Raw genomic sequence first — 14,131 nt, forward strand, 5'->3', positions numbered from 1 at the left:
TGACCCTGATGGCCCTGAACCACTTCCCCAACAACAGCGGCCTGGCTTCGTCGATGCAGTCCTTCATCCAGATGCTGCTGTTCGCGCTGTTGTCGGGCCTGGTGGCGCCGCTGCTGTTCGACAGCGCCCTGAACCTGGCGTATGGCGTGATGGCGGGATTGCTGGTGAGTTTGATTTGCTGGGTGTTTGCGCAAGGCAATTCCGCAGACACCGCAGCGAAATAAAGTCACGCATACCAAGCCAGCAAAAACCGGTGGCAGACCCGGCGGGTCTGACCCCGGCAGCCGGCGAATCCGACCTACGGCCATGGCGCGGGAGTCACATCGACATACTGCGCGCCGCCCTGCTCCGGTTCCGCTGCATTGTTCTGCGATGGCTGGTTCAGGGAACCGGCCGGCGCACGCAAACTCAATATCTCCTTGCGCGCCTCGACGAAGTCGGCCGAACTGAGCGGATGTTGCTGGTCGGGCCAGTGCGTGATGGCCCATTCCTGCAAGGCTTCGAAGCGCCGCCACAGTTCGGCGACGAATTCGCGGCGCGCGTCTTCCTGCTGCTCCGGCGTCTTTTCAATGGTTTCGCTGATATGGACTTCCATGGCCGTGTTCCCTCGCTGACAGTATCTTGCCAGACTACGCCGGCAGCCGCCAGGCGTCTGTTCGCGAACGAACACACAGTTACTCGGGCATCTTGCGAAAGCCCACGGCCAGGCGGTTCCAGGTATTGATGGCGCCGATGGCCAGGGTCACGTTGACCATCTCGGCCGGCGTCAACTGCTGCGCCAGCGCCGCATACACGTCGTCGGGCGCCTGGCTTTGCGGCAGCAGGGTCAGCGCTTCCGTCCAGGCCAGCACGGCCCGCTCGCGCGCCGTGAAGAACGGCGTTTCGCGCCAGACGGAGACGGCGTACAGGCGGCGCTCCGTTTCACCGGCCTTACGCGCGTCGCTCGTGTGCATGTCCACGCAAAAAGCGCAGCCATTGATTTGCGAGGCGCGCAGGCGGATCAGCTCGAGCAGCGAGTGTTCCACGCCCAGTTTGGCGATCGCCGCTTCCAGCGCATACATGGCCTTGACGGCGTCCGGCGAGGCCTGGGTAAAATCGAGTCGTTGCTGTGTCATGATGCATTCCTTGATAAAGTAGAGATGCGCCATTGTAGAAGCGCGAATAACGCGCGCGGCAGGCCAATCCCGCCGAAAAACGGCAGACCACCAGCAGATACTCCATGGAATTACATATCCTGATCGACGGCACGCGCGACCTGGGCGGCCAGCTGTACCGCCAGCTCAGCGCAGCGATCCGCTCGGGCCGCCTGACGGACGGCCAGCAATTGCCCCCTTCGCGCCTGCTGGCCAGCCAGCTGGGCCTGTCGCGCAAGACGGTATCCGACGTGTATGACAAGCTCGGCTATGAAAAGTTGCTGGTAGGGAAAGTTGGCGTGGGCAGCTTCGTGCAGACGCCGCACGCCTCGCCGCAGCGCCGCCATGCGAGCGCGCCGCTGGCCAGCGCGCAGCGCATCGCCCGCTGGGAAGCGACGCCCACGCCCTTGCGCCGCGCCAGCCAGGAAACGCCGGCGCGCTACGCCTTCATCGGGGGCCGCGCCACGCCCGCGCACTTCCCGCAGGATGAATGGCGCGCCTGCATGCTGCACGCGCTGCGCCAGGGCGAGCAGGCGCGCGGCCGCTATGGCCCCGTGGAGGGCTTGCCGGCCTTGCGCGCGGCGATCGCCGGCCATGCCGCCTTCAGCCGCGGCATCCATTGCTCCGAGGAACAGGTGCTCGTCACCAGCGGCGCGCAGCAGGCGCTGCACCTGCTGGCGCTTGCCCTGCTGGAGCCGGGCGACACGGTTGCCGTGGAGGAACCCGGCTATCCGGTGGCGCGCGCCGTGTTCGCCAGCCAGGGCGCGCGCGTGGTGGGCGTCGACGTGGACGAGGATGGCCTGGTCGTCGCGCAAATTCCCGACGGCACGCGCTTGATCTATGTCACGCCCGCCCATCAATTTCCGCTCGGCATGCCGATGAGCATGGCGCGCCGCCATGCCTTGCTGGAACGGGCCCACCAGCTGGGCGCCATCATCATCGAGGACGATTACGACAGCGCCTTCCGCTACGAAGGCCGGCCCGAGGATTCCCTGCAAAGCATGGACCGCTACGGCGTCGTCGCCCACGTGGGCAGCTTTTCCAAGATCATGCTGCCGGAACTGCGCCTGGGCTATGTGGTACTGCCGCAAGCCCTCGTGGCCGCCATGCAGACGGTGAAATACCTGAGCGATTGCCACACGGCCAGCCTGGGCCAGCATGCGCTGGCCAAGTTCATCGGCGACGGCCACTTGCTGCGCCACATACGCCGCTGCCACGACATCTATGCGGGGCGGCGCGAGCGGCTGCAGCACTGGTTCAACGGTCCGCTGGCGCCGTGGTTCCGCCTGGTGCCGGCCAGCGCCGGCTTCCACGTGGCGGCGCTGGCGCAGGCGCCGCTCGATATCGCCGAATTGCTGCGCCGCGCGCGCCAGGCCGACGTCAGCCTGTATGCCCTGTCCGGCTTTTACCATGGCCCCGCCCGCCACGAAGGCCTGTTCCTCGGCTACGGCGCCATCGACAAGCTCGATATCGACACGGCCCTGGCCAGGGTGCTGGCGATCCTGCAAGAGATGGCGCCCCTGCCCCTCAGCGGGGTTGCCAGCGATAGTGCCCCGTGATCGGATAGCTGAATAAAATGTTTTCCTCGCGCGCGCCCTCGCCGATATTGTGGATGATCAGCGGCACGCCGCTCCACGACTGCCTGTCGCTGACGACGCCGATGTGGGTCAGGTTGCGCGGCAGGCGCCAGGTGACGATATCGCCCGCGCGGTAGGCCTTCGCCTCCTTGCTTGGCGACAAGCTGGTGCCGTGGCGGGCAAAGTAGGTGCCCAGGTTCGGCACGCGGCGGTGGTCGATATTGCGGTCCGGCCCCTTCATCTGCCAGCGCCCCTGCTGCTGGTACACCTGCCACGCCTTGCGCATGTCCTCGTGCACGAGCACCTGCAAGTCCTGCCCCAGCTGGCGGTAGGCGCGCACGACCACGTCCGTGCACACGCCACGCTCGAGCGGCACGTCGCCGCCCGGATAGGCGAGCCGTTCATAGCGCGGATCGTACTGCACCGTCACGCCCACCTGCTTGCGGGCGGCGGCGACGAGGGCTTGCGGAGTGGCAGGGACAGCCGACGCCAGCATGGGCGCCAGCGCAAACACGAGGATGGAGAGCGGTTTGATTGGCATCAACGTCGATAGTCGGATGAAAATGCCAACTGTACCGCAGCGGCAGGGAAAACGCCGTACGCTAGGCGCCCGCCAGCTGCGCCAGGTGGGCAGGCAAATCCACCGCCGGGCCGGCCGCATTGACGGTGTCGAAATAATCATGCCAACCCGTGGCGGCGATGCCGGCCAGCAAGGCATCGAGCGCCGCCTCGTCCGGGAAGCGCCAGACGGCATAGAATTGCCGGGCGGCCGCATGCAGCTTGCCGCCGTCGACGGCGCCCATGGCCAGCGCTTCGGCGCCGCTGCCCGACAAGGCCGCCATGCCGGCGCCCACGGTGGCGAAATACGCCTGGCGCGCGGCGCCGTCGAGGGCCAGCCAGGCCGGTTTCGGGCTGTACAGTTCTAACAGGTAATGCATGTTTTCCTCCAGACAATTAAGAAAGCGAACGCTGGGCGCGCTTGCAGATGCGCTGGGTCGCGGCAACGGGGCTTTCCAGCAGCCATTGCGCGCACAGGCTGCGCACCCAGTCCGGCTGGCTCTTGGCCGCATCGTTGAGCCAGTTGGCCACGGCATCCTGCACGTAGACGGCCGGATCGGCGCGCAAGGGCTGCAGCAGGGGCAAGGCCAGCTGCGGCTCTTCCTTCAACTCGGCAATGTGCGCGCACCACACGCCGCGCGGGCGCAGCGCTTCGCAGGCAAAGCGGCGCAGGCGCTCCGACGGGTCCGCCGTCCATGGCGCCAGCAAGGCAATCGCTTCGTCCAGACGCGCCGCCAGATGGGGACGCAGCGCCAGCCAGGCCCATTCGCGCACGCCGAAGTGGCCGTCGTCGGCCAGCGGCCGCATGGCGGCCAGCTGCTGCGGCAGGCTCAAGCCAGGCTGGGCGGCGATGGCAAAGCAGACCCAGCCCCGCACCGTGTCGGAAACATGGCCTTGCAATTGCGCCAGATCAACGTTGGCCTCCAGCAGCAACTGCGCCGCCAAGACCATGCGCCCGGTGATGCCGGTAGCGGCCTGCGCTTGCATCCGCGCCAGCCTGGCCCCGCCGATAGCGGGCACGGCCGCGGCCAGCAGTTGGGCGAAATCGATGGCCAGGCCTTCCGTCAGGGTGGCGCTGGCCACCATCCCCTGGTTCAGCAGGGCCAGGCGGGCGGGCGCGATATCGGCGACGCCGCGGCTCATGGCGCACCCCGGTCCGTCTTGCGCCAGGCTTTCTCCAGCAGTGCACTGAATAACTGCTTTTCTTCCGGCGTGAAATCGGCAAACAGGCTGGCGATCCATTGCGCGTGCTCGTCGACGAGGGTGGCGGCGGCGGCCTCTCCCTTGGCGCTCAGGCGCACCAGCAGCTTGCGCCGGTCGAGCCGGTCCGCGTGGCGCGCCAGGAAACCGTCGCGCTCCAGGCCGTCGAGCAAGCCCGTGATGGTGCCGCGCGTGACGCCCGCCCGCTCGGCCAGCTCGTGCGGCGAGAGTCCATCAGGCACGTCGCGCAGCAGGGCCAGCAGCACAAACTTGCCTTCCGATAAGCCATGCCGGCCCAGGCGCGTGGCGCAATCGCCATCGATGGCGGACGCCAGGCCCAGCACTTCAAAGCACAGGCGCAGCTGGCCGATGAATGCCGGCGCGTCCGCGCCGGGCGCGCGGCGCTGCACGTCACCGAGCAAGGCCGTGTATTTCTGTTCGAGTTTTATCATATGGCGCAATATAATATGGCACCATATTAAATGTCAAATGGAAAACCTTGAAGGTTTTCCTATCGGATCAGAAGCGCGCCTTGTCCCGCGCCCACGCGATGATGGCATTGGCATCGACGGCGCCCGGCTGGCGCGCCACTTCGACGCCGCGCAAAAACAGGGCCAGCGTGGGAATGCTGCGGATGTTAAAACGGCTGCCCAGGTCAGGCGATGCTTCCGTATTGACCTTGACGACGCGAAACGCCGGCTCCAGGGTCCTGGCGGCCTGCACATAGAATGGCGCCATGCTGCGGCACGGGCCGCACCAGGGCGCCCAAAAATCCACCAGCACGGGAATGTCGCTGCGCTCGATATGCTTGAGGAAGCGGGCGCTGGCCAGGTCCACGGGCTGGCCCGTGAACAGCTCCTTCTGGCACTTGCCGCAGGTGGGCTGCTCCGTGAGCCGGGCGGCCGGCAGGCGGTTGACGGCGTCGCAATGGGGGCACACGATGTGCAGGGAGTCTGGCGTGGTCGGGGTCATGGAATTCCTGGCTGCAAGCTGGTTGTATCGCTAAATGAGGCATTCTACGGCGATTCGCGCCGGTCATGGCGGCGCGCACGGCAGACAATTGTTGCTTGACCACAAATACTGCAGAATAGGCATCATTGCCCGATTACTGTACCCTGCCCGGAACGGCACCGTCACCCACGCGAGGAACCCCATGCACATGACCGCTCCCCCGGCGCACGCCGCGCTCGACGCCACGCTGGCGCGCCAGCGCGCCGCCTGCCTGGCCCAGCCCGTGCCCACGTTTGCCGAACGCAAGCGCGACCTGCAAGCCTTGCAGCGCTACATCCGCGACCACAAGCTGGCCTTGTGCGAGGCGATCAGCGCCGACTATGGCAACCGTTCCCACCACGAAACTTTGCTGGCAGAAATATTTCCCGCCATCGACGGCATCGATCACGTGCTGGGCCAGTTGAAAAAGTGGATGCAGCCGCAGCGGCGCAGTGTGGACTGGCGCAATTTTCCGGGCGCCCGCAACCGCGTGCTGCCCCAGCCGCTGGGCGTGGTGGGCGTCATCGTGCCGTGGAATTTCCCCGTCAACCTGAGCCTCGTGCCCTTGACCTACATCTTTGCCGCCGGCAACCGCGCCATGGTCAAGATGAGCGAAAACTCGCGCCACCTGGCCCGGCTGCTGATCGCAACCATGCCCGCCTATTTCCCGCCGGAAAAGCTGCAGTTTGTTGACGAGACGGGCGGCGTGGGCATGGCGTTTTCACAACTGCCGTTCGACCATCTGCTGTTTACAGGGTCCGGCCAGACGGGCCGCGCCGTCATGGCGGCCGCCGCGCGCAACCTGTGCCCCGTCACCCTGGAGCTGGGCGGCAAGGCGCCCGCCATCGTCTGCGCCGATTTCGACATGCGCACGGCAGCCGAGCGCATCCTGTTCGTCAAATACCTGAACGCGGGACAGATCTGCACCAGCGTCGACCACGCCTGGCTGCCCGAGGCCGGCATTGCCGCCTTCGTCGAGCATGCGCGCCGTATCATGCCCGCGCGCTACCCGCGGCTCGACACGCCCGACTACACGTCCATCATCGACGAGGCCGCCTTTGAGCGCCTGCTGCAGGCGCTCGACGAGGCGCGGGAACGGGGCGCGCAAGTGATTTCGCTGCTGCCGGGGCCTGCATACGACCGCGCCACGCGCAAGATCGCGCCGCATATCGTGCTCGACGCGCCCGAAGACAGCCTGCTGCTGACGCGGGAAATCTTCGGCCCCGTCCTGCCCCTGCGCGGCTATGCCGACCTGGAAACGGTGATCGCCAGCATCAACGGGGGGCCGCGTCCGCTGGCCATCTATCCCTTCAGCAACGACGCACGCACGGTGCAAACGCTCATTGACCGGGTGATGTCGGGCGGCGTATCCGTCAACGACGCCCTGTTCCACGTGGGCCAGCACGATTTACCCTTCGGCGGCGTGGGCGAGTCCGGCATGGGCCACTACCACGGCGTCGAAGGCTTTCACACTTTCAGCAAGCTGCGCCCCGTGTTCTACCAGGCGCGCTACAGCCCCTTGGCACTGCTGCGGCCGCCGTACGGCAGGCTGGCCAGCCGCGTATTGAACTTCCTGACCCGCTGATTACAGGAACAGCGAGGCGGCGATGGCCCACATGACGAGGGCGATAATGCCGTCGAGCACGCGCCAGGCCATGGGCTTGGCAAACACGGGCGCCAGGTAGCGGGCGCCAAAGCCCAGCAGGAAGAACCACAGGGCCGAGGCCATGATGGCGCCGCCGGCGAAGTAAAAGCGTCCCACGCCTTCATGCTGGCCGCCGATCGAGCCGAGCAGGATCACCGTGTCGAGGAAGGCGTGCGGGTTCAGCAGGCTGAACGCCAGCGCCGCGCCGATCACGGCCCAATAGCCTTCCGGCGCCTTGGCGGCCGACACCGTCAGGGCCGTCGGGCGCCAGGCCGACTTGGCGGCGCGCAAGCCGTAGGCGATCAGGAAGGTGGCGCCGCCGGCCTTGGCCCACAGCAGGAAATTGGGGTTGTCGGCAATGAAGGTGCCCATGCCTGCCACGCCGGCCGTGATCAAAATCGCATCGCACAGCAGGCAGACGAGGATGCAGGTGAGCACGTAATGGCGCTTCAGGCCCTGTTTGAGCAGGAAGGCGTTTTGCGTGCCGATGGCCACGATCAGGCTCGCCCCGAGCCCCATGCCTTTCAAGAAAATTGCGCTGTCCATATCGATTCCTTTCCATTGCTTTCCATCACGCGCACGGCCGCCCACGCTCTGCCGGCAATGGCAAAGTCATCAGAGGTAGGTGGAGGGTGGTGCGGAACCTGGGGGACCGCGCGGGAGAGTGGAGTTGTTACCCTATTTCAACAGTGTAAAGAAAAAGTAAATATAAGTATAATGAATGATTCTAACCATATATAAGAGAAACTTATGCGCGTCGTCGATTACCGTGGATTGGCCGCACTCGACGCCGTGATCGGCCTGGGCAGCTTTGAAAAGGCCGCGCAGGCGCTGGCCATCAGCCAGCCGGCCGTGTCGCAGCGCATCCGCACCCTGGAAAACCTGGAAGGCACTTTATTGATCATCCGCAGCCACCCGCCCCTGCCCACGGAAGCGGGCCAGCGCCTGATCGCCCACTACCGGCAAGTCAAGCTGCTCGAAGCGGCGCTCGACGCCCAGCCCGGTCCCACCACGCAGTTGCCGGAACTGGCCATCGCCGTCAACGCCGACAGCGCCGCCACGTGGATACCGGAAGCGCTGGGACCGCTGCTGTCGCCGCCGTCCTGCCTGCTCGACATCCGCCTCGACGACCAGGACCACACCCTGAGCCAGTTGCGCGAAGGGCGCGTGTTTGCCTGCGTCACCAGCGCCAACGACCTGGTGGCGGGCACGACGGCCACGCCGCTGGGCGGCATGCGCTACCTGTGCGTGGCCTCGCCCGCATTCGCGCGGCAATGGTTTCCCCATGGTTTTACGGTGGACGCCGTCAGCCAGGCGCCCGCCATCACCTTTGGCAGCAAGGATGCGCTGCACGAGCGCTATCTGCAGCACCGCCTCGGCTACGCGGGCCGCTATCCGCACCATGTGCTCGGTTCGGCGCGCGACTTCGTGCGCTTCATCGAAGCGGGCTATGCCTATGGCATGGTGCCCCTGCTGCAGGCGGAAACGGCGCTGGCCGCCGGCCGGCTGGTCGACGTGGCGGCGGGGCAAGCGCTCGACGTGCCCCTGACCTGGCATGCCTGGGACATCCAGACGCCCCTCACGCGCACCTTGTCGGACGCCGTCATCGCCACGGCCCGCAAATGGCTGCTGCAAGACAACATTGTTTCTGAATAATTTCTATGCCACTGCAACAACTGCTGCCCGCCGCGCCCCGCTTGGCCTACACTGCAACCATACTGCACAACGACAAGGAGCCGGCATGACGATCGTGCGCACCACTTTGCTGGGCTTGCTGGCGGCGCTGCCCCTGGCCGCCGGCCTGATCGCCTGCTCGCCATTGACCGCCATCAATGCCCTCTCGTCCGGCAGCGCCTCGCACGTGACGCGGGGCCTGGCCTACGGCCCCCTGCCCCGGCAAAAACTCGATGTGTACGCCCCCAAAACCCGCACGGGACCCGTGCCCGTCGTGGTGTTCTTTTATGGCGGCAACTGGACTTCCGGCGAACGGGCCGACTATGCCTTCGTCGGCCACGCGCTGGCCGCGCGCGGCTACCTGGCCGTGATCGCCGATTACCGGCTGTTTCCGGACGTGCACTATCCCGAGATTTTGCAGGATGCGGCCCGCGCCGTGGCCTGGGCCGCGATGGAAGCGAGCCGCCATGGCGGCGACCCCACGCGTTTGTTCGTCATGGGCCATAGCGCGGGCGCCTACAACGCGGCCATGCTGGCGCTCGACGCCAGCCTGCTGGCCCGCCACGGCATGCGCCCGCAGGATTTGCGCGGATGGATAGGCCTGGCAGGTCCCTATGATTTCCTGCCGGTCGAAAATCCCACGGCCCGGCCCGTGTTCTTTTACCCGGACACGCCCGTCTCTTCGCAGCCGATACGCCACGTGACGACTGCGGCCCCGCCCGCCCTGCTGATCGCCCCAAAGCCCGGCAAGGACAAGCTGGTCAATCCAGCGCGCAACACGGGCGGCCTGGCCGCCGCCCTGCGCGCGCTGCACCGGCCCGTGACGGAAACGTATTTCGACCACGTGGGCCATGCCACCCTGGTCGCCACGCTGGCCGCGCCCTTGCGCGGGCTGGCGCCCACACTGGACGCCGTGGGCGCCTTCATCGATGCCAACAACGGCAGCGAGGACGCGGCCCTGCCCGCGAAAACAGTTCAAAAAGATAAGGCCCCCTTGCCGTCGCGCGCGCCTGGCGCGGCCACGCCGGCCCCTGAGCAGCGCGCCTACGACAAAACGCCCGCCCCGTGAAGGGCGGGCGCTCTGTGTAAGCGGAGCAGCAGTATGCAGGCATGACGCTGCCTGACGGCGCCTGACCGCCGCCCGGAGCTCGGCCTCCGGTTGACGGCTCAGCCGCAAGCAGCCTCGTGCTTACTCTTTACGGCTGGCGCTGCTGCTTTTGCTTTGTGCAGCGCCCGCTTGCGAGGCGCTGCCGCTGGCCGAGCTTTCGCTGCCGGCCGATTGCTGGCTGCCCTGATGGCTGGCGCTTTGCAGGCTTTGGCCGTCACGGCTTTGCGCGCTGCGCTGCTGCTCGCGGTTGGCGCCGTTCTGGTGATAGGCCTGGAACGGTTCGGCGATGCGCTGCATGGCTTCTTGCTGCTTGCGCACGTTCTTCTCCGTTTCTTCCGATGCCGTGCGGGCCACTTCCTCGGCCAGGGCCTTGGCCGTACGGCTCGTTTCATTCACATGCTGCTCGGCGACGTTGGCCAGCTCCACCTGGGTATCGGCGGCCAGGCGCGACACCTGTTGCTGATACTTGCGCAGTTGCTCGGCTGCCGGCTGGCCCGAGGCGGCGGCGACCTGGAACACGTCTTCCACGCGTTCGACCGTCAGCAGGTTCTGGCTGGTAATCGTGCTTTCCTCCAGCAAGCCTTGTGCCAATTGCATGTTCAGATCGTTAAATTGCTGTGCCGAATGGAACAGCGACTTCGACAGACCATTGAAGAACGCCAGTTGCGCTTCCAGGTGGTTTTTAGCGGCTGGGGTAACACTACGGGAATATGGATACATGGAGTTTCCTCATTAAATAGCGGTTGGGTGGACAGATGGCGGCGCCACCGGCAGTCAAACCGTCAGGCAGACGTCCGGGCTACGCCACGAAACGCGAAAAAACATATCCGATCGGTGGGAAGATGCTTTGCAACGCGAGTCCCAAGGCTACGTGAGCACCGCAGGTGAGGGATGATCTGGATCAAAGGTGCGGCAGGCAATGCGAAAAGTTTTGGCTGGACGCCGCGGCCTTGCCGAGCGTCAGTATCAGGACAGGAAATCTGTGTCAGGCGGCATCCATGCACGGTATGACGGGCGCATAGCCATGACTGCGCAGCGAGGCTTCCAGCCAGCGGTTGCCATACCAGCCCCGCGCCAGCAGATAGCTGAGCTCCGCGCTCATCATCAGCAGCATCAGCGGGCCGATGCGCAGGCCCGTCGCGTACTGGCTGCCGAACCACAGGCACAGCTCCATGGCCAGCATGGGCAGCAGCAGCCACCAGCGGCGCTTGGCCACGGCCCACAGGGGGCCGAAGAAAAACGCGGGCCAGGAAAAGCCGTCGCTCACGTAGGCGTAGCGGCCGGCAGCGTCGGCAAACAGGGTGGCGCCAGGCTTCATGCGCTGCTTTTCAGAAAATGCTTGATGTCAATCCTCGGCGGCATGGCAGACGGCTTCGACATTGTGGCCGTCCGGCCCCAGCACGAAGGCGCCGTAGTAATTCGGGTGATAGATGGCGCGGATGCCGGGCGCGCCGTTATCCTTGCCGCCCGCCGCCAGCGCGGCCTGGTAAAACGCATCGACCTGGGCGCGGTTGTCCGCCGCGAAGGCGAGATGCATGCCCGCATGCGGCGCGGCGCCCGCGCCGAACCAGAAATCGGGCTTGCCATCCTTGCCCATGCCGATCCAGCCCTGCGCTTCCATCACCACCGACACGCCCAGGGGCGCCAGGGCGGCGGAAAAGAAAGCCTTGCTGGCCTGTGCATCGCTGACAGTCAAACCGATGTGATCAAGAATCATGATGGCGCTCCGTGCAGGTAGTGGGAAAGGAAGCGCAGTATGCGCCAACATTGCCTTTTAGGCAAGCATAACCAGCGCTCCGGCACAGTTGCTCCGCGATGATGGCCATGCGCCTGCCCTGCCTAGCGCAGGTTGCCCGTATGGCCCAGCGAATAGCGGCCCGGCTGCGGCCACACGGTCAGGCCGTGCGGCTCCTGCCCGACTTTCACCTTCGACACGTCGCCACTGTTCGTGTCGATGCGGTAGACCACGTCGTCGAAACGGCCGGACAGCCACAGATACTTGCCGTCGGCGCTCACATTGCCCATGTCGGGGCTGCCGCCGCCGGGAATCGGCCACTGCGACACGACTTTTTCCGTGGCGAAATCGATCACGCTGACGCTGCCCTTGCCCTTCGGCTTGCCGTGGATGCGGTGCGTGCCGCGGTTGGCCACGTACAGCTTTTTGCCGTCGCGGCTCGGGTATAGGCCATGCGCGCCCACGCCCGTCTGGATGAAGCCGATTTCCTTCAGGGTGGCGCCATCGACGATGTGCACGCCGTCGGCGTCCATGTCGGCGATATAGAACTTCTTGCCGTCCGGCGAGATGCGTATGTCTTGCGGCATGCCCTTCTTGACGCTGCAGATTTCATTTGCCGGGCCGCCCACGGGGCCGGATTCGGCAAAGCGCTTGGCGGGCATCTGCAGTTTCAGATAGCCGTCGACCTTGCGGCCCACCAGGTCGATCTTGGCGATGGTGCCGTCGAACTCGCAGGTGAACATGGCGTAGCGGCCGTCATTCGAGAAATCCGCATGGTTGATGCCGCCGCACTGGGGCGTATCGATCGAATACTGCACGGCCATGGTCTTCGGATCGCGGAAATCGAGGCGGTGGCGCGCTTCGGCCACGACGATGGCCGACTTGCCGTCCGGCGTAAAGTACATATTGTAGGGATCATCGACGGGCACTTCCTTGCCCGGCTTGCCCGTCAAGGGGTCGACCGGCGTCAGGCTGCCCTTGTCCGTGCGCTCGGCATTGTTCGCCACCCACAGGGTGCGCAAGTCCCACGACGGCACCACGTGCTGCGGGCCGCTGCCGACCTTGAACTTGTCGACCACTTTCAGGCTGTCCTGGTCAATCACGTAGACGTCGTTCGAGCGCAGATTGGGCACATAGACCCGGCGCAAGTGATCCTTGACGACAGGGCTCATATTGCTGCTGCCGATGCTGCCGTACACGTTTTTCGGGTCCACCAGCGGCGGCATGCCCGGCAGCGGCGAATAGGCGGGAGCCGGCGCTACGGCGGCGGGAGCCGGTGTGCTGGCGCCGGTGACCTGGCTGGCCACGCCCAGGCCGGCCAGTGCGGCAGCCAGGGCGGACAAGGTGACGATGGTGCGTCGTTGAGGTTTTTTCATGTGATTTCGCGTCTTTTCGTTGCAAAAACCGGAAGTTCAGCACTTCCGGCGGAGAATTTTATTTGTTACGTTGCAGCAACTTCCGGATGGCGGCCACCGACGCGTCCACCTGCAGCTTGACGCCGATCTGGCCCAACTCGGCCGTCGCCCGCGTGGCGTCGCCGCGCACGCCGTCGGCCACGCCCGGTTTCGGTCCGTGCGCCATGGCTTCGCTGCGCACGAGCGACGGGTCCGCCGCCAGCATCAGCGCCGCATCCGCCAAGCCCCCGTGCAGGCCGATCTCGGCGCTGCTGTAGCCGCGCTTTTGCAGCTCGGCAATATATTGCGATTGCGTGATGTCATAGTAGTCGAGCAAGGCGTGGGCGCGCGCGTCTTTCGCCGTGGCGGCTTTCCCCCAGGCCTGGTTGAGCTTGTTGGCCACATTCTGTTCGCTCTTCTGATAACCGCCGTGATCACCAAGGAAAATGATGTCGCGGAAACCATGCTGGCGCAGACTGGCCGCCGCCCCTTCCAGCACCGCCTCGAAGGCGGCCGGCGGTATCGAGATCGTGCCGGCAAAGCGCATGTGGCCGGCCGGCGGGGAAATCGCGCCTTCCGGCACGTAGGAAACGACGGGCGCGACGATGGTGTTGCCCAGCTTTTGCGCGATCTGGCGCGCCAGCAGCCCGGCGCGCACATTGTGCTTGCCCAGCGCGATATACGGCCCGCTCTGCTCCACGCCGCCGATGGGCACCAGCACGGTAGTCGCGCCGTGGTCTATGCGGCTGCGCAACTCCGTGCTGGTCAGCTCTTCGAGCATGACGCTGCTGCTGGCAGACGCGGCCGCCAGGGCGGGCGCCGCAGGCATCAGGCAGAACAGGGTCAGGGCAAACAGGGAGCCGAACGGCTTGGACAGCCTGGATGGCGCGCCTGGCGCAAGGGGCACATCCAGCAGGGGGAACTGCAGAGTCATAGGCAAACATCTTTCCGTGGTCGTCAAGCGTGACGCCGTACCCGGCCTGGCCAGGCAAGCTGGCTGCCACGCAGGAATTGTATTCCATCATGACGGGAACGGCACGTTAATTTGACGCGCTGCCTTGCCTGGAATTGACGATGGGAAACTAACTATAAAATGCTGCCTCAACAAGCAGCACAC

17 protein-coding genes and 1 pseudogene are annotated in these 14,131 nt (G+C 65.6%); 5 read left to right on the forward strand and 13 right to left on the reverse strand.

Features of this window, described 5'->3' with window-relative positions; translation table 11 throughout:
- Nucleotides 1–224: pseudogene (locus CBW50_RS22395) on the forward strand (Bcr/CflA family drug resistance efflux transporter); the annotation flags it as partial.
- 74 nt (nucleotides 225–298) lie between these two features.
- Here the strand turns inward: CBW50_RS22395 and CBW50_RS22400 are convergent.
- Together CBW50_RS22400 and CBW50_RS22405 are read right to left on the reverse strand one after the other, a co-directional pair.
- Nucleotides 299–595, reverse strand: a complete 297-nt coding sequence (locus CBW50_RS22400) for a hypothetical protein (RefSeq protein WP_086147594.1) — start codon at nucleotides 593–595, stop codon at nucleotides 299–301.
- A 79-nt stretch (nucleotides 596–674) separates the two neighbouring features.
- Nucleotides 675–1,115 carry a carboxymuconolactone decarboxylase family protein gene (locus tag CBW50_RS22405; RefSeq protein WP_086147648.1) on the reverse strand — a complete coding sequence of 147 codons (441 nt, stop codon included), beginning with the start codon at nucleotides 1,113–1,115 and terminating at the stop codon, nucleotides 675–677.
- A 104-nt stretch (nucleotides 1,116–1,219) separates the two neighbouring features.
- On the opposite strand from CBW50_RS22405, the gene CBW50_RS22410 reads away from it, so the two are divergent.
- Nucleotides 1,220–2,692, forward strand: coding sequence for a PLP-dependent aminotransferase family protein (locus CBW50_RS22410; RefSeq protein ID WP_086147595.1), 1,473 nt, complete (start codon nucleotides 1,220–1,222; stop codon nucleotides 2,690–2,692).
- On the opposite strand, the gene CBW50_RS22415 is transcribed toward CBW50_RS22410, so the two are convergent.
- The 5 genes from CBW50_RS22415 to trxC form a co-directional block, all read right to left on the reverse strand.
- A complete protein-coding gene (locus tag CBW50_RS22415; protein ID WP_086147596.1) occupies nucleotides 2,661–3,251 on the reverse strand; it encodes a DUF1287 domain-containing protein in 591 nt (196 codons plus the stop codon). The two genes, CBW50_RS22410 and CBW50_RS22415, sit on opposite strands and share 32 nt — an antisense overlap.
- Before the next feature lie 61 nt (nucleotides 3,252–3,312).
- Nucleotides 3,313–3,648, reverse strand: a complete 336-nt coding sequence (locus tag CBW50_RS22420; RefSeq protein ID WP_086147597.1) for a DUF6616 family protein — start codon at nucleotides 3,646–3,648, stop codon at nucleotides 3,313–3,315.
- Nucleotides 3,649–3,664: 16 nt separating this feature from the next.
- Nucleotides 3,665–4,411, reverse strand: a complete 747-nt coding sequence (locus CBW50_RS22425) for a HEAT repeat domain-containing protein (protein WP_086147598.1) — start codon at nucleotides 4,409–4,411, stop codon at nucleotides 3,665–3,667.
- Complete coding sequence (locus CBW50_RS22430) at nucleotides 4,408–4,917, reverse strand: MarR family winged helix-turn-helix transcriptional regulator (protein WP_216356396.1); 510 nt, start codon at nucleotides 4,915–4,917, stop codon at nucleotides 4,408–4,410. Before CBW50_RS22430 ends, CBW50_RS22425 begins: the two co-directional genes overlap by 4 nt.
- 70 nt (nucleotides 4,918–4,987) lie before the next feature.
- Entirely contained in the window at nucleotides 4,988–5,440 is a 453-nt protein-coding gene (gene trxC / locus CBW50_RS22435; protein WP_086147600.1) for a thioredoxin TrxC, read from the reverse strand.
- Nucleotides 5,441–5,627: 187 nt separating this feature from the next.
- Between trxC and CBW50_RS22440 the strand changes: the two genes are divergently transcribed.
- Nucleotides 5,628–7,043, forward strand: coding sequence for a coniferyl aldehyde dehydrogenase (locus CBW50_RS22440; RefSeq protein WP_226936475.1), 1,416 nt, complete (start codon nucleotides 5,628–5,630; stop codon nucleotides 7,041–7,043).
- Here the strand turns inward: CBW50_RS22440 and CBW50_RS22445 are convergent, their stop codons facing one another.
- Nucleotides 7,044–7,649 carry a LysE/ArgO family amino acid transporter gene (locus tag CBW50_RS22445; RefSeq protein WP_070218259.1) on the reverse strand — a complete coding sequence of 202 codons (606 nt, stop codon included), beginning with the start codon at nucleotides 7,647–7,649 and terminating at the stop codon, nucleotides 7,044–7,046.
- A gap of 204 nt (nucleotides 7,650–7,853) precedes the next feature.
- Between CBW50_RS22445 and CBW50_RS22450 the strand changes: the two genes are divergently transcribed.
- Nucleotides 7,854–8,759 carry a LysR family transcriptional regulator ArgP gene (locus tag CBW50_RS22450; protein WP_076570060.1) on the forward strand — a complete coding sequence of 302 codons (906 nt, stop codon included), beginning with the start codon at nucleotides 7,854–7,856 and terminating at the stop codon, nucleotides 8,757–8,759.
- Nucleotides 8,760–8,844: 85 nt separating this feature from the next.
- A complete protein-coding gene (locus CBW50_RS22455) occupies nucleotides 8,845–9,846 on the forward strand; it encodes an alpha/beta hydrolase (protein WP_086147602.1) in 1,002 nt (333 codons plus the stop codon).
- Nucleotides 9,847–9,966: 120 nt separating this feature from the next.
- Here the strand turns inward: CBW50_RS22455 and CBW50_RS22460 are convergent, their stop codons facing one another.
- The 5 genes from CBW50_RS22460 to CBW50_RS22480 all read right to left on the reverse strand — a co-directional run bounded on the left by CBW50_RS22460 (nucleotide 9,967) and on the right by CBW50_RS22480 (nucleotide 13,948).
- Nucleotides 9,967–10,605, reverse strand: coding sequence for a phasin family protein (locus CBW50_RS22460; RefSeq protein ID WP_086147603.1), 639 nt, complete (start codon nucleotides 10,603–10,605; stop codon nucleotides 9,967–9,969).
- Between the two features lie 265 nt (nucleotides 10,606–10,870).
- Nucleotides 10,871–11,203 carry a DUF2628 domain-containing protein gene (locus CBW50_RS22465; protein WP_086147604.1) on the reverse strand — a complete coding sequence of 111 codons (333 nt, stop codon included), beginning with the start codon at nucleotides 11,201–11,203 and terminating at the stop codon, nucleotides 10,871–10,873.
- A gap of 27 nt (nucleotides 11,204–11,230) precedes the next feature.
- Nucleotides 11,231–11,602, reverse strand: a complete 372-nt coding sequence (locus CBW50_RS22470; protein ID WP_172404859.1) for a VOC family protein — start codon at nucleotides 11,600–11,602, stop codon at nucleotides 11,231–11,233.
- Nucleotides 11,603–11,724: 122 nt separating this feature from the next.
- The gene (locus tag CBW50_RS22475) at nucleotides 11,725–12,996 is read right to left on the reverse strand and encodes a YncE family protein (RefSeq protein ID WP_086147605.1); all 1,272 of its coding nucleotides are present in this window, start codon (nucleotides 12,994–12,996) and stop codon (nucleotides 11,725–11,727) included.
- Nucleotides 12,997–13,054: 58 nt separating this feature from the next.
- Entirely contained in the window at nucleotides 13,055–13,948 is an 894-nt protein-coding gene (locus tag CBW50_RS22480; protein WP_319017232.1) for a creatininase family protein, read from the reverse strand.
- Nucleotides 13,949–14,131: the final 183 nt, after the last annotated feature.

This window comes from Janthinobacterium sp. GW458P, assembly GCF_002127585.1.
In the GTDB taxonomy this organism is placed as follows: domain Bacteria; phylum Pseudomonadota; class Gammaproteobacteria; order Burkholderiales; family Burkholderiaceae_D; genus Janthinobacterium.